This is a genomic window from Desulfohalobium retbaense DSM 5692 (genome assembly GCF_000024325.1).
Lineage (GTDB): Bacteria > Desulfobacterota > Desulfovibrionia > Desulfovibrionales > Desulfohalobiaceae > Desulfohalobium > Desulfohalobium retbaense.
This window is the reverse complement of record NC_013223.1, coordinates 1,995,262-2,016,619: the sequence shown is the minus strand read 5'-3', so window position 1 is coordinate 2,016,619 and position 21,358 is coordinate 1,995,262. Positions and strand designations below refer to the sequence as shown.

General features: G+C 59.5%; 20 protein-coding genes and 4 tRNA genes. 13 read left to right on the top strand and 11 right to left on the bottom strand.

What is annotated here, in order from left to right:
• Positions 1–184 precede the first annotated feature (184 nt).
• Positions 185–1,363: a TraB/GumN family protein gene (locus tag DRET_RS08780; protein ID WP_015752178.1), complete on the bottom strand. Its 1,179-nt coding sequence runs from the start codon at positions 1,361–1,363 to the stop codon at positions 185–187.
• Positions 1,364–1,776: 413 nt separating this feature from the next.
• On the opposite strand from DRET_RS08780, the gene DRET_RS08775 reads away from it, so the two are divergent.
• Positions 1,777–4,137: a transketolase family protein gene (locus tag DRET_RS08775; RefSeq protein WP_015752177.1), complete on the top strand. Its 2,361-nt coding sequence runs from the start codon at positions 1,777–1,779 to the stop codon at positions 4,135–4,137.
• Positions 4,138–4,220: 83 nt separating this feature from the next.
• Here DRET_RS08775 and DRET_RS08770 read toward each other — a convergent pair.
• Positions 4,221–4,296 (bottom strand) — tRNA-Ala (locus DRET_RS08770).
• A gap of 153 nt (positions 4,297–4,449) precedes the next feature.
• Here DRET_RS08770 and DRET_RS08765 point away from each other — a divergent pair.
• From DRET_RS08765 to thyX, 6 genes are all read left to right on the top strand, one after another.
• The gene (locus tag DRET_RS08765; protein ID WP_015752176.1) at positions 4,450–5,049 is read left to right on the top strand and encodes an RlmE family RNA methyltransferase; all 600 of its coding nucleotides are present in this window, start codon (positions 4,450–4,452) and stop codon (positions 5,047–5,049) included.
• Between the two features lie 154 nt (positions 5,050–5,203).
• Positions 5,204–5,953: a YebC/PmpR family DNA-binding transcriptional regulator gene (locus tag DRET_RS08760; protein ID WP_015752175.1), complete on the top strand. Its 750-nt coding sequence runs from the start codon at positions 5,204–5,206 to the stop codon at positions 5,951–5,953.
• A gap of 18 nt (positions 5,954–5,971) precedes the next feature.
• A complete protein-coding gene (ruvC, locus tag DRET_RS08755; RefSeq protein ID WP_015752174.1) occupies positions 5,972–6,484 on the top strand; it encodes a crossover junction endodeoxyribonuclease RuvC in 513 nt (170 codons plus the stop codon).
• Positions 6,485–6,559: 75 nt separating this feature from the next.
• Positions 6,560–7,174 carry a Holliday junction branch migration protein RuvA gene (gene ruvA, locus DRET_RS08750; protein ID WP_015752173.1) on the top strand — a complete coding sequence of 205 codons (615 nt, stop codon included), beginning with the start codon at positions 6,560–6,562 and terminating at the stop codon, positions 7,172–7,174.
• Positions 7,171–8,139 carry a Holliday junction branch migration DNA helicase RuvB gene (gene ruvB, locus DRET_RS08745; RefSeq protein WP_015752172.1) on the top strand — a complete coding sequence of 323 codons (969 nt, stop codon included), beginning with the start codon at positions 7,171–7,173 and terminating at the stop codon, positions 8,137–8,139. The genes ruvA and ruvB overlap by 4 nt, the downstream gene beginning before the upstream one ends.
• Before the next feature lie 11 nt (positions 8,140–8,150).
• Positions 8,151–8,801, top strand: coding sequence for an FAD-dependent thymidylate synthase (thyX, locus tag DRET_RS08740; RefSeq protein ID WP_015752171.1), 651 nt, complete (start codon positions 8,151–8,153; stop codon positions 8,799–8,801).
• A 630-nt stretch (positions 8,802–9,431) separates the two neighbouring features.
• Here the strand turns inward: thyX and DRET_RS08735 are convergent.
• Complete coding sequence (locus DRET_RS08735; RefSeq protein ID WP_015752170.1) at positions 9,432–10,175, bottom strand: UPF0280 family protein; 744 nt, start codon at positions 10,173–10,175, stop codon at positions 9,432–9,434.
• A complete protein-coding gene (locus tag DRET_RS08730; protein WP_015752169.1) occupies positions 10,172–11,287 on the bottom strand; it encodes a glycosyltransferase family 4 protein in 1,116 nt (371 codons plus the stop codon). Before DRET_RS08730 ends, DRET_RS08735 begins: the two co-directional genes overlap by 4 nt.
• A gap of 10 nt (positions 11,288–11,297) precedes the next feature.
• On the opposite strand from DRET_RS08730, the gene DRET_RS08725 reads away from it, so the two are divergent.
• Positions 11,298–12,125 carry a glycosyltransferase family 2 protein gene (locus DRET_RS08725; RefSeq protein ID WP_015752168.1) on the top strand — a complete coding sequence of 276 codons (828 nt, stop codon included), beginning with the start codon at positions 11,298–11,300 and terminating at the stop codon, positions 12,123–12,125.
• A gap of 28 nt (positions 12,126–12,153) precedes the next feature.
• Here DRET_RS08725 and DRET_RS08720 read toward each other — a convergent pair whose 3' ends face one another.
• The 7 genes from DRET_RS08720 to DRET_RS08690 all read right to left on the bottom strand — a co-directional run bounded on the left by DRET_RS08720 (position 12,154) and on the right by DRET_RS08690 (position 16,038).
• A complete protein-coding gene (locus DRET_RS08720; protein WP_015752167.1) occupies positions 12,154–12,519 on the bottom strand; it encodes a molybdenum cofactor biosynthesis protein MoaE in 366 nt (121 codons plus the stop codon).
• A gap of 243 nt (positions 12,520–12,762) precedes the next feature.
• Positions 12,763–13,080 carry a TusE/DsrC/DsvC family sulfur relay protein gene (locus DRET_RS08715; protein WP_015752166.1) on the bottom strand — a complete coding sequence of 106 codons (318 nt, stop codon included), beginning with the start codon at positions 13,078–13,080 and terminating at the stop codon, positions 12,763–12,765.
• A gap of 194 nt (positions 13,081–13,274) precedes the next feature.
• Positions 13,275–14,993, bottom strand: coding sequence for a YcaO-like family protein (locus tag DRET_RS08710; protein ID WP_015752165.1), 1,719 nt, complete (start codon positions 14,991–14,993; stop codon positions 13,275–13,277).
• Positions 14,983–15,723: a class I SAM-dependent methyltransferase gene (locus DRET_RS08705; RefSeq protein WP_015752164.1), complete on the bottom strand. Its 741-nt coding sequence runs from the start codon at positions 15,721–15,723 to the stop codon at positions 14,983–14,985. The genes DRET_RS08710 and DRET_RS08705 overlap by 11 nt, the downstream gene beginning before the upstream one ends.
• Before the next feature lie 74 nt (positions 15,724–15,797).
• Positions 15,798–15,872: transfer RNA gene (locus DRET_RS08700), tRNA-Gly, on the bottom strand.
• A gap of 9 nt (positions 15,873–15,881) precedes the next feature.
• Positions 15,882–15,956: transfer RNA gene (locus tag DRET_RS08695), tRNA-Cys, on the bottom strand.
• 7 nt (positions 15,957–15,963) lie between these two features.
• Positions 15,964–16,038: transfer RNA gene (locus DRET_RS08690), tRNA-Gly, on the bottom strand.
• Positions 16,039–16,435: 397 nt separating this feature from the next.
• Here DRET_RS08690 and dksA point away from each other — a divergent pair.
• From dksA to ybeY, 5 genes are all read left to right on the top strand, one after another.
• Entirely contained in the window at positions 16,436–16,798 is a 363-nt protein-coding gene (gene dksA / locus DRET_RS08680) for an RNA polymerase-binding protein DksA (protein WP_015752163.1), read from the top strand.
• Positions 16,799–16,911: 113 nt separating this feature from the next.
• The gene (locus tag DRET_RS13050; RefSeq protein ID WP_015752162.1) at positions 16,912–18,468 is read left to right on the top strand and encodes an NFACT RNA binding domain-containing protein; all 1,557 of its coding nucleotides are present in this window, start codon (positions 16,912–16,914) and stop codon (positions 18,466–18,468) included.
• 105 nt (positions 18,469–18,573) lie between these two features.
• Positions 18,574–19,563: a GTP 3',8-cyclase MoaA gene (gene moaA / locus DRET_RS08670; protein WP_015752161.1), complete on the top strand. Its 990-nt coding sequence runs from the start codon at positions 18,574–18,576 to the stop codon at positions 19,561–19,563.
• Between the two features lie 292 nt (positions 19,564–19,855).
• Positions 19,856–20,836, top strand: a complete 981-nt coding sequence (locus DRET_RS08665; protein ID WP_015752160.1) for a PhoH family protein — start codon at positions 19,856–19,858, stop codon at positions 20,834–20,836.
• Positions 20,833–21,267, top strand: a complete 435-nt coding sequence (gene ybeY, locus DRET_RS08660) for an rRNA maturation RNase YbeY (protein ID WP_015752159.1) — start codon at positions 20,833–20,835, stop codon at positions 21,265–21,267. Before DRET_RS08665 ends, ybeY begins: the two co-directional genes overlap by 4 nt.
• Positions 21,268–21,358: the final 91 nt, after the last annotated feature.

The window sequence follows — 21,358 nt, the reverse complement described above, 5'->3', positions numbered from 1 at the left end:
GTTTTGAATACGGGAAACCGCGCCGGAAGCGAGGCCCCGGATTGCATGCTGGTTCTCAATGTGTCACCGCGTATCAAATCTTTGCCGTGTCGCGGTTTTCTCAGGCCTGCCGGGGGATGCTTGACCCTTCCGGAATTTGGGTTCCGAAAGCGAAGGATTTTTGATTGGACCGGGATACTGTGGCTTAAAAGCTTCGCACAGCAATCCAGCTTCCGGCGACGAAGGATCCCAACGAGCTCCCGAGATTGGCCAGTACCACAACGAGAAGGATTCGGCAAACCGGGTTGAACCAGAAGGCCTTGATGCTGGTCAGAGCCAGAGGCAGATCTTCAAGGTCGGTGACGGTCGGACGCCGGACCCAGGCCTGGACGATGCCGGCCGCCCAGCCGGCTGCGAACATGGGATTGAGACTGGTCAGTGGGGCCGCAACAAAGGTGATCAGGATAGTCAAGGGATGGGCCAGGGCCAGGGCTGCGCCCAGAGAGGACAAAACCCCGTTGACCAGGATCCAGATGGAGATGGATTCAATGGAATGGGCGGCGCCGCCCTGGAAAAATCCGTAAACCAGCAGGCCGATGATCAGCGCCGGAATCGCCCACTTCAATACTGTGGGCCAGACCGATTTCGGCGGCGTTGTTTCCAAAGGGGCCAGGTCGTTTTCCTCATGCACGGCCTCGCGGATGCCGGCGACATGCCCGGCGCCAACCACGGCCAGGATTTTTTGCCCTGGGGCGCGACGGATTTTTTCCGCCAGGTAGATGTCGCGCTCATCAATGAGCCGCTTTTTGACCTCGGGGAGAGATTTGCCGAAACTTTCCATGACCGCTTCAAGCTGGTCCTGTTCTTTCAAAGATTCAACCTGCTCGGCGTCGACGCCGTCTGCGGCCAGCAGGGAGACCATGATCTGAAAGGCCATTTTGATTTTTTGCCACCAGGAGAGGTAGCCCCAAACCCGCCGCAGGGTGATCTGCACGTCGCGATCGGCCAGCACGAGATGGGCTCCGGTGGCGTCTGCCTGCCGGGCACCTTCGAGCATTTCGGCGCCGGGTTGGACACCGAGTTGTTCGCCCAGTTTGCGATAAAACGCGGTCATCAGGAGTTGGGCTAAAAGCAGTACGGCCTTGCGTTCCTTAAGCACGCGCAGGATATCCATCTTTTTCCAGGCGTCCTGGTTGCGCATGGCCTGGTAGCGCGAGGGACAGAGCTCGATACAGATGGTGTCCGGACTAAGCGCGGCCACACTGTCCTGGACGTCCTGGACGCTGCTTGGAGAGACATGCGCGGTGCCCAGGAGGTAGACCTCTTTATCTGCCAGTTGGACGTGTTGGATGTTTTCGGGAAGTGAAGAAGGGGTGTCCGACATACACGATCCTTGGTTGTACAGGCCGGTTTGTTCGTGTCGAGGGCGGTTTCCGCCGGACATGCGGTGGCGCGGAGCGCGGCCTGTGGCACAGAATGTCTGGGTTGTGTGTTCTCCCGGCATACAGGGAGGATGCCGGCGTACCTGACAGCTGAAAAAGGTCCCTTGTCTGGCTGGCCGTGGAACAGCCCAAGTAGCGGCGAGGAAACGTTCAAAATTGAAGCCTACGCAGAGGCACGTCTCCAATGTCTGCCATTGGGAACTGTTCGGTGGCTTGATTTCAGGCCTTGCTGGCGCAAGCCGGGACCACCGGGAGCTGTATCCTATCCCTCTTTACTTTGCAAAAGGAGAACAGGTAGATACCCGCCAGGAACGGCGAACCTCTTTGAAGCGTGGCAAACTGGAAGGAGAACACCATGGGCTGTACATGGGGACCGCGGCGCGGTCAATGGCTGGATGGCGAAGATATCCCGTCAACCACGGGACTGACAAGCGATGAACGTGCGTATCTGGAGCATTTCGATGCTGTTTATCGGGCACTTTGCGCGATGCTCTATAACTATGTCCCAACTTCGGGACATCCCGGCGGCTCGATTTCCTGCGGCCGGTTCGTGGCCAATTTGATCTGGAACCATATGGATTACGATCTCGGCGCCCCGGACGAGGCCGCCGCCGACCAGATTGTTTTTGCCGCCGGGCACAAGGCGCTGGGGCTCTATGCCATGTGGGCCCTGCGTGATGAAATCGCCGCCCAGTATGCGCCCGGGATATTGCCGGAGTTGTGGCAGCAACGCCTGCGGCTTGAGGATCTGCTTGGCTTTCGGCGCAATCCGGCCTCGATGACCCCGCTGCGGCACCGGTTCCAGGCCAAGTCCCTGGACGGGCACCCGACTCCGGCCACCCCATTTGTCCCGCTGGCCACAGGCGCTTCAGGAGTCGGCCTGTGCGGTGCGATCGGCCTGGCTCTGGGGTTCAAGGATTACTATGGGGACAATGCCCCGCGGGTCCATGTGGTCGAAGGCGAGGGCGGTCTGACGCCGGGACGGGTCAGCGAAGCCCTGGCCAGCGCTGGCACGGCTGGCCTGGACAATCTCGTGCTCCATCTGGACTGGAACCAGTCCTCCATTGATGTGGATCGTGTCTGCCGCGATGCTGCCGGCCCCGGTCAATACGTCCAGTGGGAGCCAGCGGAACTGCTCCGCCTGCACGACTGGAACGTCATCTGCGTCGAAGACGGCACCGATTGGTCGGGCATCGATCGGGCTCAGGCCAAGGCGTTGTCCTTCTCCAACGGCCAGCCTACGGCCATCGTCTACCGCACGACCAAAGGGTGGCAATACGGTATTGAAGGCCGCAAATCGCATGGGGCTGGGCATGCCTTGTGTTCGACCTCGTTTTACGAACTCCTGGAACCGGTTTTGCAGGAATTGCACGGCAACCTTCCTTCCTGTTCCGCCGCCGAGGTGCCGGCCTGTGCCTCCGCTGACGGCGACGAGATCAGGGAAGCCTGTTTTTGGCAAGCATTGGAACAAGTTCGCTCCCTGCTCGGTGAGGCGCCCGCATGCTGCCGCTGGCTGGCTGGCGGAGTGCAGCAGGCCAGAGAGCGCCTCCTGGAACAGGGGCGTCAGTCCCGGTTTTCTTCGCCCCCGAATGTGGAGGCAATTGGACAGGCGGCAGGACGTTTGGGCAGCACTGTTCCGTCGGATATGGCCGTGGCCCCCAATTCTTCGGAAACCTTGCGCGGGGCTCTGGGCAAGGCTCTCGGCTACTGGAACAGGGTCGCCGGTGGGGCGGTTCTCACCTCCTCGGCCGATCTCCTTGATTCGACCAGCGTCAGCCAGGCCGGGCGCGACTGGCCCCAGGGATTGTACCAGAGCCGGGACAACCCAGACACGCGGCTGTTTGCCGCCGGCGGGATCTGTGAAGACAATATGGCTGGGATGATCGCTGGGCTTGCGGCTACGCGGCGGTATCTCGGGGTCGGTTCTTCGTATGGGGCGTTTATGGCCCCATTGGGGCATATCGCTGCGCGACTGCACGCCATCTCATGCCAAGCCCGTGCCGAGCGCACCGGCGAACCCCCGCTGCCCCTGGTTATGGTTTGCGGCCACGCCGGTTTGAAGACTGGCGAGGACGGGCCAACGCACGCTGATCCCCAGGCCTTGCAGCTACTCCAGGGCAATTTCCCGGCCGAGGCGTGTGTGACCCTGACGCCGTGGGAACCGGCCGAAGTTTTTCCGTTATTAGCCCGGAGCCTGGCGTTGCGCCCGGCAGTCATCGCCCCGTTTGTGACTCGCCCGAAAGAGACGGTTCCAGACCGCGAAGCGTTGGGCTTGGCGCCGGTTTCTGCAGCGGTCCAGGGGCTTTATTGTCTGCGCGAGAGCGGGGGCGAGCCGGATATTGTCCTCGTCTTGCAGGGCAGCGGCGTGACCCTGACCTTTGTCAACGATGTTCTGCCTCAGCTGATTGCCGATGGAATCGATCCCCAGGTTTTTGTGGTCTCCAGTGCTGAATTATTCGATAGCCTGGAGCCGCGAGAGCAGGAGGAGGTTTTTTCCGTCCGTGCGGCTGAGCGCGCCATGGGGATCACCGGTTTCACCCTGCCGACATTGTATCGCTGGGTGACGTCGCCGCTGGGCCGGCAATGCTCGCTGCACCCCTTTGCCGAGGGGCATTATCCGGGTAGCGGCCGGGCGGAGCAGGTCCTTGGCCAAGCTGGTCTCGACGCCCGGGGCCAGCTGGCAGCGATCTACAGGTATCTTTCCCTGCGAGCGTGATTTTTGAAGGGCGAGATCGAGTAGGAAATGTCGAGACGCAAAAAGGGGCTGCAAGTATTGACTTGCAGCCCCTTCATTTTTCTTGGTGGAGGCGATGGGGATCGAACCCACGACCTCAGCGTTGCGAACGCTGCGCTCTCCCAGCTGAGCTACGCCCCCGAAAGAAGACCCGATTTTTAGCGACTTTGCCCGGGTGGGTCAACCCCCGCGTTTTGACACCTGTCGTGGTATGAGGCACATAAGGCGGCTTGGCTACGAAACAGCTTTAGGCTATCCTCCGGACCCACATTGGCGACAAGGGACCCATCTCGTATGAAGAAATACCGCGACCACTATTTCAAACGCGCGAAGCAGGACAATTATCCGGCACGCTCCGTGTATAAGCTCCAGGAATTGGACAAACGTTTTCAATTCCTGGCCAAAGGGCAACGGATTCTGGATCTCGGCGCCGCTCCGGGGTCGTGGACCCTTTTTGCCGCGAAAAAAACGGGCGCAGCCGGACGGGTCGTTGCCGTGGATCTTCAAGCTATCGACATCGAACTGCCGGACCATGTCACGGCCTTGCAGGATGATCTGCTCCACCCCTCGCCCCGGTTTGCCGAAGTCATGGGCAGCCAGGCGCCATTTGATGTTGTACTCAGTGATATGGCGCCCAAAACCACCGGGGTCAAAATCACCGATCAGGCCCGTTCTCTGGAACTGGCCGAGATGGCTCGGGATGTGGCACTGGATACATTGAAGACCCCCGGGGGCACGTTTGTGGTCAAGATTTTTGAAGGTCCGGATGTGCCACAATACGTGAGCGATCTCCGGCAGTATTTCAAAAAGGTCAAGACCGCCAAACCGAAAAGCTCCCGGGCGGAGAGCAAGGAAATTTTCGTCATGGGGTTCGGGTTCAAGGGGCAGGAGTGACCACTGGCTTTGGCGATTCCAAGTAGAAAGGCGGGGGCGCCAGAAGTGTTCTGGCTTGCGTTTTTACCGGTTTCCGGACATCTCCCGCCCCATGGGCATACAGCGATTGATGACTGGTACTCACACATAGACCAGGAGCTAAGGAGGCTTCTTCATGGCCGGACACAGTAAATGGGCAAATATCAAACGCCGGAAAGGCGCTCAGGACGCCAAACGGGGCAAGATCTTCACCCGGGTGACCAAAGAAATCATGCTTGCCGCGAAGTTGGGTGGCGGGGATCTGGACGGCAACTCCCGTCTGCGCGCTGCCGTTGAGTCGGCGAAATCGGTCAACCTGCCCAAGGACAAGATCGAAACAGCGATCAAAAAGGGAACCGGGGAAATCGGTGCTGAGAGCATCGAGGAAATCATGTACGAGGGGTACGCGCCCGGCGGCGTAGCCATGCTCATTGAGGCGGCCACGGACAATAAGAACCGTACCGTTGCTGAGATCCGTCATATTTTGAGCAAAGGCGGTGGCAGTCTGGGGGAATCTGGTTGTGTGGCCTGGATGTTCGATCGCCGCGGCATTTTGCGGTTCCCGAAGGAAAGCTACGACGAGGAGCAATTGCTTGAAGTCGGTCTGGAGGCCGGAGCTGACGACGTCAAGGACGACGGTGACACCTGGGAAGTGCGCACTGAGCCCGAGGCCCTGAGCGAGGTCCAGGAAGCCTATACCTCCGCGGGCCTGGAATATACCGAAGCCGACGTGACAATGGTCCCCCAGAATACGGTGCCTGTGGACAAGGAGACCGGGGCGAAGGTCCTCAAGGTCTATGAGGCCCTGGACGACCACGATGATGTCCAGCGGGTCTACGCCAATTTCGATCTGCCCGACGACCTGCTCGAAGAACTCGCGAACTAGCGTTCAGGCGTGGCAATTGTGGACACGGAAAATGGACTGGTGGTGCTCGGCCTGGATCCCGGCTCCCGGTGCACTGGGTTCGGGGTGGTCCGGGAACGTTCAGGGCAGTTGACACTTCTGGAAACTGGCACCATCCGCCCCAAGTCCTCGGAGGGACTCAGTCTCCGTCTGGGCGCGCTTCTCACACAGATTGCGGTGGTCATAGACCGGTGGTCGCCCCACGAAGCGGCAATTGAAGATGTTTTCGTCGCTCGGAATACCGCTTCGGCTCTCAAGCTCGGCCAAGCCCGGGGCGCGGCGCTGGCCGCCTGCGGCAGTCGCGGACTTGATGTCTCCGAATACGCGCCGACCGTGGTCAAAAAAACACTGGTTGGGGCCGGCCGGGCGGAAAAATCCCAGGTGGCCTTCATGGTCGGGCAGATGCTCGGCTGCAAACCGCAGTGGGCTGAAGACAGCAGTGATGCCCTGGCTGTGGCGCTGTGCCATTGCAATCAGCGGCGACTTTCTCGCTTGACGGCCGCCGGGAGGTAGCAGCCCGCTCGGTCCGATATCCCCGGGCGGGGAGCAACGAGCCCGCAACCCAACCGTATCCCAGGAAAATGCAACATGATCGGCTATCTCAAGGGCGACGTGCTTCGGATCAGAAAGGACCACTGCCTGCTGGCCACGGCCGGCGGCGTAGGGTATGATGTCCAGGCCACGGCCGGGACGTTGGGGCGCCTGGAACAGGGCAGTGAAGCGGAGCTTTTTGTGCACACGGTGGTGCGAGAGGACGCCTTGGAGTTGTACGGATTCGCGAGCCTTGCCGAGCGGGATGTCTTTGCTGAATTGCTCGGGGTCTCCAAACTCGGGCCGAAAACCTCGTTGGCCATCCTCTCCACGTTCACGCCGGAAGAACTGGCCCGCATTGCCCAGACAGAGGACACCGCCGCATTGACCCGGGTCAGCGGTATCGGACCTAAGTCGGCCAAGCGGATCATGTGGGAACTCAAGGACAAACTGACCGCCTGGGAAGGGGAAGCCGTGCCGGGAACACCGCAGGCCACACCGGCATCCGGTGGTTCGGTTTTCGGGGATGCCTTGTCGGGCTTGTGCGGACTCGGTTACAGCGAGGAGGAGGTCCGTCCCGTGCTCAGCGAAATCTTGGAACAGGAACCCGACCTGGATGTCGGTGAAATCATTCGGGCCTGTCTGAAGCGGCTGGCCCGCCACACACAATGACACACCCGAATACTTCCCCTCTTGACGAAGGCGTCCGTCCAAGCCGGATGGACGAATTCATTGGCCAGGACGATCTGCGGGCCAATCTCCAGGTCTTTCTCCAGTCCGCGCGCGGACGGGGCAAGGCTATGGACCATACGTTGCTGTTTGGTCAGCCCGGCTTGGGCAAGACAACACTGGCCCAGATCATTGCCACGGAAATGGGGGTCAATCTGGTCTCGACCTCAGGGCCGGTCATGGAACGAAGTGGTGATCTCGCCGCTATTTTGACCAACCTCCAGCGCTACGACGTCCTTTTTGTCGACGAAATCCATCGTATGCCCGCCAGTGTGGAGGAGGTGCTCTATCCGGCTCTGGAGGATTTCAAGCTCGATCTCGTGGTGGGACAGGGACCGGGAGCGCGGACGGTCAAAATTGATCTCGAGCCGTTTACCCTGGTCGGAGCCACCACGCGTATGGGGTTGCTGAGCTCGCCGCTGCGGGACCGGTTCGGGGTGATGTGCCGGCTGGAATATTATACCTCGGAAGACCTGGCCCGCATCGTTCAGCGTTCGGCCCAGATTCAGGCCATCGCCATATCTCCGGACGGGGCCTTGGAGATCGGCCGCCGTTCACGGGGAACGCCGCGCATCGCCAACAGGCTCCTGCGCCGGGTCCGCGATTTTGCCATGGTTCAGGGTGCTGAGCATATCGGCACAGAGGAGGCCGCGGCTGCCTTGGAGCGCCTCGATGTCGATCAGCTGGGGTTGGACATGATGGACCGCAAGATATTGCAGGCCATGGTTGAGAAGTTCGGAGGCGGGCCGGTGGGCGTCAAGACCCTGGCTGTGGCCTGCTGCGAAGAGGTCCGGACCCTGGAAGATATCTATGAGCCCTATCTTATCCAGAGCGGATTTTTAAAGCGTACCCCCCGAGGGCGGGTGTTGACGGCCAAGGCCTACGAACACTTGAAAATTTTGCTGTAAAAAGGCCAGTTATGCGTATTATCGATCCTTCCGCCGAGATCCTCTCCCTGCAAAATAGTGACCAGGTCCTGCGTCTTATCGAACAGGCGGGGCGGACCTGCTACAAGTCCGAACACCGTATATCCCAGGGAACGGCCGAGGAATTCATCGGTCGAATCATCAATATGGGCCATGAGAGCGTCATCGAACACGGCAGCGCCACTGTGCGTTTTGTGATCGATCGCGGTGTCTCCCATGAACTGGTCCGGCATCGGCTGGCCTCCTTTTCCCAGGAGTCGACCCGCTACGCGAACTACGCCAAAGAGCGTTTCGGCAATGAGATCACGGTTATCCGGCCCTGTTTTTGGCAGGAAGGATCAGAGGCCTACCGCATGTGGGAAACGGCCATGCGCGATGCCGAGCGCCATTATCTGGCCCTGATCGAAGCCGGGGCCAAGGCGCAGGAGGCGCGCTCGGTGCTGCCCAACAGCCTGAAAACCGAAGTGGTTATGACCGCCAATCTCCGGCAGTGGCGGCATGTATTTCGTCTGCGGTGCGATAGTCCGGCGCATCCCCAGATTCGTGAGGTCATGCTGCCCTTGCTGCACGCCATGCATGAACGGTTGCCGGTCGTCTTTGCCGACCTGGCCGCTCAGTTTCCGCAGATGGGAACCTCCTGCTGATCAAAAAACGTGTTTCGACGGACATTGCTGTGACGACAGGGCGACAGTGCCCCGGCCTTTCGCGCTTAGCGGGGGGTGTGAGCAGACTGCGATTCGAGAGAACGATCACGGTGGCCCGGAACAGGCCAGTGAAAATCACCCAATAGGCAGCAAAGCCGCAAGAGGTTCAAACTCGTACGGACGAATACGCGGGCTGCGACCTTGAACTTTTTTGGTTCTTTGACGGATCCTGTGGATTTTTGGAGTTTGCCGTCTCTTCTGTGTGCCCATTTTCGGCCCGGTATTTTCTCAATCCCGCCAAAGGGGGATCCTTGCCCCCTCCGGACTCTCAAGAGGAACAGAACTCCAGGTGTCGAAGATGGCCCTTGTTGCATCAAAATCCGCCTGGGAGCGTTCAGTTCGCGGTCCGGTTTCCCCCTTTTGGCGGGACCAAGAAAATGTGCGGGCCTTTCGCTCGAAGCACACAGAAGAGACGGCAAACTTTTGCGTCTGAAATTCCATGCCCTGTGACGAAGAGCCACTTTTTTTGTGCTTTGCCCGTGGGATTTTTGGCTGGCCTGGGGTATAAGGAATTTTCCAACAGGCAGATACAGGGCCGTGTCCGGTGCGCGGCCACCGCTTCAGCAGGTCTTACCCCACCTCGACCAATTCCATTTGTCCCCAGACTCCGATCTGATCGTCGTATTGGGCGAAGACGCCCTGCAGTCCCTGCGCCGCCATCTCCTTGGCCTGGTCCAGTACACGCTGAACGTCCTGCCGTCTGTGCAATAGATTGGCCAGAGCGGTGGCGCCGGCGTCGGCAAAGGCGCCCTGCCGGGCCCGGACGACTACCAGGTCGCCGGAACCGAGACTCAGGGAATGGCCGATTCGGCCGGACGAGGCGCACAGGGCGCAAGGGAAATCCGTGGCGTTGAGGCGCAGCCCCAACCGCAGACCCTGGTCTGGCTGGGCCAGCAACCCTATGGTCCGCTCGCGGGTGGAGTGGAGATAGAGATCACCCCCGTTTTCGACCAGCAGCTCCGGACTGTGGGGCTGGCAGCTGTCAGCCACCCCCTGGGCGATGGCGCCGGCGACACAGGCCATGGGGCCGACATTCCAGGCCAGAGCAGCCTCGGCCATCTCGCGGATCAGGGCCGGTGCACTGTCAGGAACCGGGACCGGCCGCAGGCTTGGGCCGAAATCCGCATAGAGGGCCAGGGCGTTTTTGACCATCCCTCGCAGGCGGTGCACAGCCGAGTGGACCTCGGGGCTCAGATCTTTTTGGGCCGTGATCCACAGGTCGGTCTCTTCAACGACCACCTGGAATGCCAGTTCGCTTTCGCGCGGTCGGGCGTCCATGCGGTAGGCGCGCTGGGGTGAAGCGTGGTGTTTCATCGGTCGGGACTCAGGAGCCGGGTGTACAGACTCTGGGTGTGTTGAACAAAATGGTCGGTGGAGAGATCGCGGATGGTCTCTTCCTGCTGCTTGTGCAGCCGCTGCACAAGGGATTGATCGCTGAAAACGTCCCGGATGCGGTCGGCCAGGGCTCCGCTGTCGCCTGGCGGAACCAGGGCTTCCTGGGAGAGCAGGTCGGGCAGGACTCCGACGGTGGTTCCAATAAGCGGGACGGAACAGGACATGGTCTCCAGGGCGGCGCGGGCAATGGTCTCCGACCACAAGGAATTGACAATACCGAGATCCAGGGCCGAGAGACAGGCGGGGACGTCTTCAGTCAATCCCGTGATATGGACCACTTCGGTCAGCCCCAGGTCCTGAATCCATCCTTCCACTTCCGCCTGGGAAGTGGCGGTGGTAAAACCGATGAGCAAGACCCGGAGGTCGCTCATCCCGTCATGGTAGAGACGGGATACGGCCTGGAGCAATTCCCACTGTCCCTTGACGCGGTCGAATCGTCCCAAGAGACCAACCACCTTGTGCTGGGGGCCAAAGCCGTAGCGTTGTCGCACAGTGTGTCGTCCTTCAGGATCGTATTTGAACCGGTCCCGGTCCACACCACCGAAAATGAGCCAGAGGTGGGAGGCAGGCAGTCCAAGGATATCCCGGAAATGGCGGGCCATGGCCGAGTTGGTGCAAACTACGGCGTCTGCCAGACTCCGGTGCAGCCAGCGGTTGACGCGGTTGTTTTTGGGGGGACGCTGGTCGCCCCGGGTGCGCACGAGCCGAAAAAGCCCCCTGCTTTGCAATTTCAGGAGTCCCCAAAGGACAAAGGCCTCCCCGCGGTGGCAATTGACTATTTCCGGGGGAAATTCCCGGAGCAGCCTGCGCATGCGGACGTACAGCCGGACTATGCCCAGCGGCGAGGTGGTGTTCAGGTCCAGGGTGGCGACAGGAAGCCCGTATTCCAGGGCCTTCAGATGGGCTGGCGAGTCCGGCAGACAGACGACCATGACCTCATGGCCGTGGGCCGTAAGCAGCCGGGCTTGGGTGATAGCATACCAGGCGGTGGCATTGAACCAGCGGACATTGATAACTTCGTAAACGCGCATGGAGAAGGCCGTGCCGAATAAAGAACTTCAGGTTGCAGTGATTATCCCTACGCACAATCGCAGGGGGACTGTTGAACGTGCCGTGGCTTCGGTTCTTGCGCAGACCCGTCCCGCTCGGGAGGTCATCGTCGTCGACGACGGGTCCACAGACGGAACGGCCGAAGCACTCGAGCAGGAATTCGGCCGGCGGATCCGTGTCCTGCGCCAGGAACACCGCGGGGTTTCGGCTGCCCGCAATGTTGGCATAGCCGCCAGTTCAGCGGCATTGATCGGACTTTTGGATTCGGACGATATCTGGCTTCCCGCCAAATTGGCCCGGCAAGTGGCCTTCCTGAGTGAGGGGAACTGGCATATCTGCCAGACGGAAGAGAGCTGGATCCGCAACGGCAAGCGGGTCAATCCCGGGTTCAAACACGCCAAACCCTCGGGCTGGATTCTGGAACCCTCGCTGACCATGTGCCTGATCAGCCCCTCGTGCGTGCTTTTCCGGCGCAGCCTGTGGCAGGAGTGCGGCCCTTTTGATGTTTCGCTTCCGGCCTGCGAAGATTTTGACCTCTGGCTCAGGGTGGCCGGGCGCTATCCTGTCGGCCTGTTGCCGAACGTGCTGGTGGAAAAATACGGCGGGCACGCCGACCAATTGTCCCGGCGCATTATCGGACTGGACCTCTACCGTATCTATGCCCTGAAAAAAACAGTGGACGAGGCCACCTTAGCGCCGGCTGATCATAGATTGGCCCGGACGGCCCTCCACGACAGGGTTCGCCTGTATGCCCAAGGTTGCCTCAAGCGGGGAAAACCGGAAGAGGCTGCCCGGGTTTGGGAGTTGCTGGGCGCGTGACACACCCAGCGCCAAGTGGTGGCGTTTTCTATGCGCCGGGCACTTCTTCCTTGCTGATCGCTTCCGTTTTGACACGGTCAAGCAGATCACTCAGGGCCTTTTTGACATTCTCCCTGATATCTCCGGCCACGACGAGAAACAGGAGGTCATCGCCCGGGGTGAACGTCCCTTCATTGGCCTGGATACGGATGTCGAAGATACCGGGATATTGCAAAATCTCCTGACGGATGCGTTCAATTTTTTCCTGATCGGGCTGGACCTTCAGCGAAGTCACTGAAGAGCGGTCCGCCCGCGACCATTCCCGGGCGGTTCCGTTATGGGCCAGGACCATGCCCACGTTCTGGGCGAACCCCGGGTCTTGCTTCATTTCAGCGATGGTCTTTGAAATATCCATACGAACTCCTGTGGGGTGATGGCGTTTACAGGTCCGTGAGCCGGTTCGGCAGTTGTGGTTTGGTTTTGCCCTGGTCCTCTGAGGCGGGCAGAGCTGCTTGCCATGCGAACTGGATCAAGGACCGGACTTCGAGCTGCTGTATACTTTACGCAGGAGCCCACAGGGGGTCAATCGGGTCAACAGCGGATAAAAAAAGGCGGTGCCGTCAGGCACCGCCTTTTTTTCGCAGAAGTAGTGACCGCGTTATACGCAGCCGGTGGGCTTGGGCAGGCCAGCCATTTTGCAGGCTCCCTTGCCGGGCCCGGAGGGGAACAGTTCGTAGATCTTTTTCAGCTTGAAGCCGGTGACCTTGGACAGGATGCGCACCATGGGGGCGATCCCGTTTTTCTTGTAGTAGTCTTGCAGAAAATCGATCACTTTCTGGTGTTCTTCGGTGATCTCTTTGATGCCTTCTTGCTCTTTGACATAATCAACCCATTCCGGGGCCCACATATCGAAACTTTGCAAGAAACCGTCTTCATCGACTTCAAATGTTTTCCCCTGAAATTCCACTGTAGCCATGATCTTACCTCCTTAAAACCGGTTTGTGTTGCACGGCGGGTGCTATAGCATTGCCCTGCATGTGTGTCAAAGCCCTGGAGAGAGCCCAGGGCTGACAAGGGACCGTGTTCGGACTTAGCTTCGTTATTGAACTACTAAGTTGACGGAAGTCCTTTGTCAATGCCTGAACTTTCAATGGGTTCTCAGCCGAATCTTCAAGTATTGAGCAGGCCTGCCAAGGTTTCCCGGGCGAATTCGATGCCGGGATCGAGCTCGAGGGCGGTTTGAAGCCATGTAATGGCCTCTTGCCTGTCTCCCAATTTCAAAGCGCACATCCCCACATTGGCTATATCCATAGCCGAGCCGCTGTCCTCGGCAAGGGCCTGTTCAAAATGCTTCCGCGCCTCGGCGTATTGCGCTTGTTTGAATGCGGCCACCCCCCGAAGGTTGAAGGCGGCATGGGAACGACTGGCTGCCAGGGAGCGGTCGAGAGCGGTGGCGGTCGTTTCCCAGTCGTTTATTAGGGAGGCGCTGTAGCCAAGATAGAAGTCGACCAGGGCCCGCTCCTCCCGGCCCGGCTGGAGACCAGCCGTAGCGGCGAAGCAGGTCATGGCCTGTCCGGGGGCGTCTTCGCGCAGGGCGAGCAGGCCCTGGAAAAAGGGAACATAGGGGGCTTCGGGCTGCAGGGCTTCCAGAATCTGCAAACCGGGCCGGGCCTCTTCCACCGGGGTGTCTTCCGCCAGCCGCCGCCCGACAAACAGGCCGAGGCTGGGGTGCCGGGTCCGTTCACGGAAGTCGCAGCCGGTGATAAAGGTGTAAAAGGCTGGAATAGTAAGGTCGGGGTGGGTCATATCCGCAGCGTAGGCGCGCAGTCCCTGTCGGTCCAGAGAGCGGGCCAGGGTCCGTATTTCATGAGCGATGTTTTCGTCGGTGATGTCCGGTAGCGAGTTCAGGGAACAGGCTCTGCCCCAGGTCAGCCAGGCGCATTCGTCCAGGCTGGTGTATTTGCTGAGCCCGGAGGCCTCGTAATTGCTGCTGGTCTGGAAGTCACCGGCGAGTTGGGCGACTTCAGTCAGGGCCCGGATGGCTGCTTTGTCCGGGCTCGAAGCGGTCCCAGCGGTGAAGACGATTTCGCTGGACTCGGGAAAAGTCTGGGGGTCGTAGGCCAGGGCTCCCACTGTCGGGGCGGGCAGGCCATACGAGAAATCCTTGAGCCAGACCCGGATGCCGTTGGCCTCAAAGGTATCAAGCAAGGCCCGCAAGGTGGGGTCGGTACACGAGTCCGGATCGATCGTCGGCAACTCGGGCGTCCGGTCATCGATCCGGGCGCAGACATGCCGTTCGATGACTTCGCACAAGCCCTGGAGGATGGCTTCTTCATTGGTGTTGCCCGCGCAGGACCCATTATACTCATTAAGCAGCCTGAACCAATCCACAGGGGCGTACACCTCGCGTTCCAGGGCCAGGTCCCAGACCTTGGCGAACCGCCAGGCGAGCAGATCAAGCAGATTTTCAGCCAGATCCGGATCGAGGTCGTCCCCGACCGAATCCAGAATGTGTTCTATTGGGATCAGGGCATCGCCGTAGCGGGCCTTGGCCTCGGTCCAGGTGCATGTCTCGCAGGAGTGGCCGTCTTGCCAGAAAGCGAAAAAACTGAAGCGTTCCGTGAGTTCCATGAGGGCCGAAGCCTGAGCCTGTTCCGGGGAAGCCCCTTTGCCCATTTGCTTGCGCCCCGGCAACAGATCAAGGGCCTTGGGGCCACAGCAACTCATGTAGACCGGTATTCCCAGACGACCGGTGTCGATTCGTTTATTTTCGGACAACACGCCGCCGTAGCGCTCGAGCACTTCTCCGACGCGGGCGACGGTTTCCTGCGGCGAGCAGACCTTGTCCAGATCGGTGGTGGATCCCTTGAAGCAGTTCTTAAGCAGCATCGGAAGCCGCTCCTTTGCGGGTGAGTTTGTATATGACACTCATGTGCTTTTCGTCTTCTTTGTCCGCCCCTTCTTTATAGCCGAGAATGGTCTGCTGAACCTGGAATGCGTTTTGGGCCAACTCGAAAAACCCCTGGGCTCCGCGGGCATAGCCCTGGGCTAAAAGCGTGGCGGCATGTGGCCTTTGAGCGAGGTGGTTCTGCAGAAACTCCACCAGGCCGGTATAGGCGGAAGCGTGGTACAGGACTTCGGAGCCCAGAATGAAGTCGTAGGTTCGGGGCAATCTGTCAGTGCTGAAGTCGGCTTGGGCCACTTCGGCCCTGTCCTGCAAACCGTTCTGCAAAATGTTGATCTGGCTGAAGAGCAGGGCGTCAGGGTCGAGGTCGCTGATGGTGACCGAGAAACCGCAACGCGCGGCCACGAGGCCGCAGACGCCGACCCCGGCTCCGATTTCAAGCAGGCGGGGAGCATTTTGCCGTCCGGGGAGTTTTTGGACAAAATAGGCGAGCAAGAGGGAGGTGGGCCATATCTTGGCCCAAAAGGGCAGCTCCAGATCTTTGCTCGTTTGCGCAGCCAATCGCTCGATATAGTTTTCCATATCCGCGATTTGGAGGATTTCAACACGCTGTTCGCCAATGACAAGCGGTTCGAAACACACGTTGTATTTGGACTGGGCCTGGTCCAAGAGTTCGGACAGTGGGGCCCTGAGGTCAAATGGCAGCTCTGACAAACCGATTCCCTCCCGACAAGGTGGATACAACAAAAAAAAGGCCAAACCGAAACGGCTGGCCTTGAATAATCAGATGGAGCGGGAGACGGGATTTGAACCCGCGACTTCAACCTTGGCAAGGTTGCACTCTACCACTGAGTTACTCCCGCGAACAAATATGGAGGCGGCATCCGGATTTGAACCGGAGAATGGCGGTTTTGCAGACCGCTGCCTTACCACTTGGCTATGCCGCCTTGTCGATGGAGCGGGAAACGGGATTTGAACCCGCGACTTCAACCTTGGCAAGGTTGCACTCTACCGCTGAGTTATTCCCGCTCGCGACGAAGGAATCTTTTAGGCAAAAGCCAATGCGGTGTCAAGCAGTGAGTGCGGGGTTGGATAAAAAAAGCGAGGTCTCGGCTGTAAAGGGGAGAAGCAAAGTGCCCCGGATCGACAGGAGAAAAAGGGCCTGGAGGGCATTTATGTCCTGCTACCGGGCAGAGTCCCTAAGCGCAACTGAGCTCCAACTGTTTCTGGACAATGGTGAGAGTGTACCGGCATGAAAAAACGTTGGGGCAGGCGGGAGGTTCGCCCTCAGGCTCGCCAATTCAGAAACTTGGGTCGGCAACAGCCTGTACTCGACTTGCTTCTTTACTTTTTATGTCCAGATACGGTAGGAATCTCTCCTTCTCAATCGGTAATTTCAGGATAGGAGGAGAAGGAGGAATTTTCCATGGAACAAAAAGATCTTGATTTTTTTCGCGAATACCTGACCCAGGAATTGGAAGAAATCCAGAAAAAAGGCGAACATACTCTGGAGGACATGTCCAACCAGAACGCGGTCTACGCTGACCCGGCCGACCGCGCGTCGCACGAATCGGATCAGGCCTTCACGCTCCGTCTCCGGGACCGGGACCGCAAGTTGATCAAAAAAATCCGGGAAGCTTTGGGGCGTATTGAGGACGGGACATTTGGTATCTGCGAGGAGTGCGGCGAAGATATCAGCATTTCCCGTCTCAAGGCCCGGCCGGTGACCACGTTGTGTATCGAGTGCAAAAGCAAGCAGGAAGAGGAAGAGCAACTGCTTAAGCCGTAGTAGTCCGACGTGCTCTAACGCCCTTGCAATGTTGAGCTTTTTGTGTCGTTGCTCGGGGTGTGGGAGCGGGGCGCGATGCGGTTTTTTCAACAGTCAGATAAGGACGTTCAGGCATGGAAGCCAATTTCTTCCGCTATCTTGTGCCCGAACTCCATCAGAAGGTGCAGGGACAGCGGGTAGACAAGGTCTATATCCCCTCTGCCACGCTTTGGACGATCAAGTTCGCCTCGCACAGTCATGTCTTGGCGGTGGTGGACAAGAAAATCGGCACATTGTTCTGGAGTCCAACTCGACCGCCCAATCCGGAGACGCCCTCTGGGGGCGCCCAGTGGCTGCGCAAACGGCTACGTGGACGGCGGTTGGACTCCTATGTTCTTGACTGGCCCCACCGCCGCGTTGCGTGGTGGGTGGTGCCTGATGGGTATTGGCTTATGTGGGACGTCTGCGCGGGGCCCACGTGTCTCGAAGCCTTGCCCGACGGGTTCGGAGCCTCTCCTGCGTGGCCAGATTCCGTGGAACACGCCATGGATTCTCAGAGCTGGCGCCATTTTCCTCAGCTATCCCCTCCGTTACGCTCGACCCTCAATTCCCTGTCTCCGGACGAGGCCGCCGCGGTATTGGATCGCTTGGCGACGGGAGTTCCTGACCGATTCTATTGTTATTATTATCCTGACGGCCGTGCTGTGGCGTTGCCCTGGCGTTTGCCGGAGCCGCTGCGTACCTCGGTGCGGGAAGTCGAGGCCGATTCCGCTGTTGAAGCGGCCCGATTGGAAGGCGAGGCAGCACTTCACAGCCGCCTTGGGGCCCAGCGGCAGGGAAATCGAGAACATAAGCGGGCACGGAAAAAGCTCGAGCGGCAATTGCGCCATGTCCATGAAGACGAACACCGTTTGCAGGAAATGATCGCTCTGGCTGAGGATGCCCGTTTTCTGCAGATCAATCTCCACCGGGTGGATAAAGATGCCAAGCTCGACCATGTCGAGGGGTATGACGAGAACGGCACGTGGCGACGCCTCGCACTTGACCCGGCCTTGAACGTGCAAGAGAATATGCAACGGCTGTTTACGAAAAGTCGCAAAGGCCGGCGGGGGATTCCGCATGTGCGCCAGCGTAAAGAGATGCTGGAGCAGGAATATGCCGCTTTGCTCCACCGCTCGGGGGAAATGGACCAGCAGGATCGGGACGACAAACAACCTTCCACAACAACCGTGAAGCGCTCAGTGCCGCGAATTCCGTCCCGTTTTCAAGGAGTAGCTGCGCACGCCTTTCGCAGTTCCGATGGCTTTCTTGTATTGCGCGGCAAGAACAAGAAGGCCAATCACGCTCTGCTCACCAAGGCGGCCCGCCCCTTCGACCTCTGGCTGCACACTCAGGGCGGGCCCGGGGCGCATGTGATTTTGGTCCGCGACCACCAAGGGCAGGAGGTTCCGCAACGGAGCCTGGATGAGGCCGCATGTCTGGCCGCCCTGGCCAGTCACGCCAGTCAGGCGGACAAGGCGGAAGTGATGGTGGCGCTGGTGCGCAATGTGCGTCCTGTCAAAGGGGCGGCGCCAGGCCAGGTTCGGGTGGATGTGGTCCAACAGACCCTTCTCGTGACCGTGGACGCCGCTTTGGAACAACAATTGCGGCTTGATGTTCCGGGTGCGGGAACCAGTTCGTTTGCGAAGTAGACAGCCGACTGGACGGGAGGCGCGAATCCAGCCGTTGGCAACCAGGGCTGGTTGGCGCCTGAAATGTTCTGACCGCCTTGATGAAAGGGGGAAATTGTGGGGCCCATGACAGATGATTACGGCAGGAGTGTGAGTTATCTCCGGTTGAGTGTGACCGATCGCTGCAATCTGCGGTGTTTTTATTGTCGCAACAAAGAGGGGCTGCAGTTCATCCCCCACCACAAGATCCTGCGCTACGAGGAGATGCTCCGTCTGATCGCGGCCGTGGATTCCATGGGGGTTTCCAAGGTGCGCCTGACCGGAGGAGAGCCCTTTGTCCGCCGGGATTTTATAGAATTTCTGGAGCAGGCCGCCGAGCGCTTTCCCCAGACCGATTTTCGGGTGACCACCAATGGGACCTATCTCACGACCCACGCTGAGCGCTTGCAACGTATGGGCATGCGCTACGTCAATGTGTCTTTGGATACCTTGGATCCGCAACGGTATGCCGAGATTACCGGGCGGGACATGTTCAGCCGCGTCTGGGACGGGATCCACGCCTGTCTGGAAGCCGGTCTGCGAGTCAAGCTCAATGCCGTAGCCCTGCGGTCGTTCACCGCCGATGAATTGGAGGGGTTTATCGCCTTTGCCCTGGAGCATCCGGTAGACGTCCGCTTCATCGAATTCATGCCCATCGGCGCGAGCACTTCCTGGGAAGAGCAGCAATACTGGTCGGCCGAAGAGTTGGTGGCCGCCGCCAAGAATATTACCCCCCTCGAGCCGGTCAAAGCACAGGACCGGAACAAGGGACCGGCCCGGATGTATAACCTGGTCCGGGGCCGGGGCCGGTTGGGGGTCATCTCTCCGTTGTCCGACCATTTTTGCGCGCAATGCAATCGGCTCCGGGTGACACCGGACGGGCGGTTGCGAACCTGTCTATTTTCAGACAAGGAGTACCGGCTCCGGCCCCATTTGCGCCATCCCAAGCTTGGGATCGAACATCTGCGGCGGGTACTCGTGGCGGCGAATGCCCATAAACCCTTGGGCTATGAATTGTTGCAGGCCAAAAAAGACAACGCGGTCTGTCAGCGGGGCATGTCGGCTATTGGGGGCTGAGGCCTGTTTTGAAGCGAGCTCTGCGGCGAAGTGACCGTGATCCATGTGCTTCCCTGTTTGGATGGGGGGAAGCGACACCAGTGGCTTCGTGAATCGATTCTGGAAGTCTGTTTCCCAGCCCGCAAGCGAGCGTGGGGCCAAGCGCGGTGGAGAAGCCGCCTTGTCAGGCAATGCCGGGCACCAGGTTTGTTGTCTTGGGGGCCTGGAGCGAGGGCAGAGTGCAGGCACAATCCCGGCAAATGGATTGTGCTCGAAATTTTAAGGGATTCCGTACTACTGCATTGGAGACGTAATGGCTGAACAGCGCATCACCTTTCATGATGCCGATATTGCCCGGGAATTGTTCGGGGCCCAGGAACGCAATCTCAAGCTCGTGCGCGAACGCACCGGTGCGGAGGTCAACGTCCGGGGCACCGAGGTGCTTGTCCGGGGGACAGAAGAGGCTGTGGCCTGGGCTGCGAGTGCTCTGGTCCAATTATACGAACTCTACCGCTCCGGCTATACCTGGGTGGTCCAGGAGATGGAATACGCCTTGCGGGCCCTGGAAAAAGATCCCCAGGCCGATTTAAGCGGGCTGTTTCGTGACGAAGTCTTTGCCGTGTCCCCGAAAAAGACCATCAGCCCCAAGACCCTGGGCCAGCGAGAGTATTTGCAGGCGCTGCGGACCAATGATCTGACCTTCGGGATCGGACCGGCCGGCACTGGAAAGACCTACCTGGCCGTGGCCATGGCTGTCTCCTTTTTGCTCCAGCGCAAGGTCAAACGGTTGATCCTCACCCGCCCCGCGGTCGAGGCCGGTGAAAAGCTCGGCTTCTTGCCCGGCGATATGATGGAAAAGGTCAATCCCTACCTGCGCCCTCTCTACGACGCCCTGCACGATATGCTCGACTTTCGGAAGGTCCGAGAGATGCTCGAGGGAGGCGTCATCGAGGTCGCTCCTCTGGCCTTTATGCGCGGACGGACCCTCAATGACGCCGTGGTCATCCTCGACGAGGCCCAGAATACGACTCCGGAACAGATGAAAATGTTTTTAACCCGAATGGGATTCGGGTCCAAGGCGGTGGTCACGGGCGACGTGACCCAGATCGACCTCCCGGCTCGGACCCAGTCGGGATTGATCCAGGCCCTGAAGATTCTGCAAGGCGTGCAGGGAATCGGCGTGGTCCACTTCGGGGACGAGGATGTCATTCGCCACAGCCTAGTCGGCCGCATTGTCCAGGCCTACGACCGCTACAATCGTGAGTTGCAGACCGATTCGGATCAATCCACATGAGTGCTGCAGGAAGTGGCGTTGCCGTCCAGATCGATGCCCAGGCAGCCGCGTATGGGGTTGTCCCGATCGGCCGCCACGAGGTGGCGGCGCTGGCCGTGCAGATTGGCAATATTTTGGGGCTGAGCACCGCATCGCTGGATATTCGTATTACGACCGATTTCGGCATCGCCGGTCTTAATGCCCGCTACCTCGGCTGTGTGGGACCGACCAATGTCTTGAGTTTTCCCAACGAATACGGCGGCGGCAGTCTGGTGCTCAATGCCCAGGCGGTGGCGCGCGAAGCCTGGTTGTACGCCCAGGATCCTCTGGAGCATTGGGTCCGGCTGGTGGCGCACGGGCTGTTGCATCTTTATGGCCTGGACCACGGCCCGGCTATGGACGCGGCCACGGAAACGGCTGTAGAGCAGGCCGGCATCCCCTGCATATCTTGACCCGTCGAGGCGGGGCGTATCCCGTTGTCCGTCAGGCGCTTTACAAACCGTGAGCAGTGCTTATAAGCCTTGAGGGCTTGGTTACCCGGCA

Bases quoted from the DNA above. Each gene is read 5' to 3' on its own strand.
- DRET_RS08710 (WP_015752165.1), bottom strand. From the start codon at position 14,993: ATGCTGCTTAAGAACTGCTTCAAGGGATCCACCACCGATCTGGACAAG.
- DRET_RS08735 (WP_015752170.1), bottom strand. From the start codon at position 10,175: ATGAAACACCACGCTTCACCCCAGCGCGCCTACCGCATGGACGCCCGA.
- DRET_RS08780 (WP_015752178.1), bottom strand. From the start codon at position 1,363: ATGTCGGACACCCCTTCTTCACTTCCCGAAAACATCCAACACGTCCAA.
- ruvA (WP_015752173.1), top strand. From the start codon at position 6,560: ATGATCGGCTATCTCAAGGGCGACGTGCTTCGGATCAGAAAGGACCAC.
- DRET_RS08730 (WP_015752169.1), bottom strand. From the start codon at position 11,287: ATGCGCGTTTACGAAGTTATCAATGTCCGCTGGTTCAATGCCACCGCC.
- ruvB (WP_015752172.1), top strand. From the start codon at position 7,171: ATGACACACCCGAATACTTCCCCTCTTGACGAAGGCGTCCGTCCAAGC.
- DRET_RS08775 (WP_015752177.1), top strand. From the start codon at position 1,777: ATGGGCTGTACATGGGGACCGCGGCGCGGTCAATGGCTGGATGGCGAA.
- DRET_RS08765 (WP_015752176.1), top strand. From the start codon at position 4,450: ATGAAGAAATACCGCGACCACTATTTCAAACGCGCGAAGCAGGACAAT.
- ybeY (WP_015752159.1), top strand. From the start codon at position 20,833: ATGAGTGCTGCAGGAAGTGGCGTTGCCGTCCAGATCGATGCCCAGGCA.
- dksA (WP_015752163.1), top strand. From the start codon at position 16,436: ATGGAACAAAAAGATCTTGATTTTTTTCGCGAATACCTGACCCAGGAA.
- DRET_RS13050 (WP_015752162.1), top strand. From the start codon at position 16,912: ATGGAAGCCAATTTCTTCCGCTATCTTGTGCCCGAACTCCATCAGAAG.
- DRET_RS08720 (WP_015752167.1), bottom strand. From the start codon at position 12,519: ATGGATATTTCAAAGACCATCGCTGAAATGAAGCAAGACCCGGGGTTC.
- thyX (WP_015752171.1), top strand. From the start codon at position 8,151: ATGCGTATTATCGATCCTTCCGCCGAGATCCTCTCCCTGCAAAATAGT.
- moaA (WP_015752161.1), top strand. From the start codon at position 18,574: ATGACAGATGATTACGGCAGGAGTGTGAGTTATCTCCGGTTGAGTGTG.
- DRET_RS08715 (WP_015752166.1), bottom strand. From the start codon at position 13,080: ATGGCTACAGTGGAATTTCAGGGGAAAACATTTGAAGTCGATGAAGAC.
- DRET_RS08760 (WP_015752175.1), top strand. From the start codon at position 5,204: ATGGCCGGACACAGTAAATGGGCAAATATCAAACGCCGGAAAGGCGCT.
- DRET_RS08665 (WP_015752160.1), top strand. From the start codon at position 19,856: ATGGCTGAACAGCGCATCACCTTTCATGATGCCGATATTGCCCGGGAA.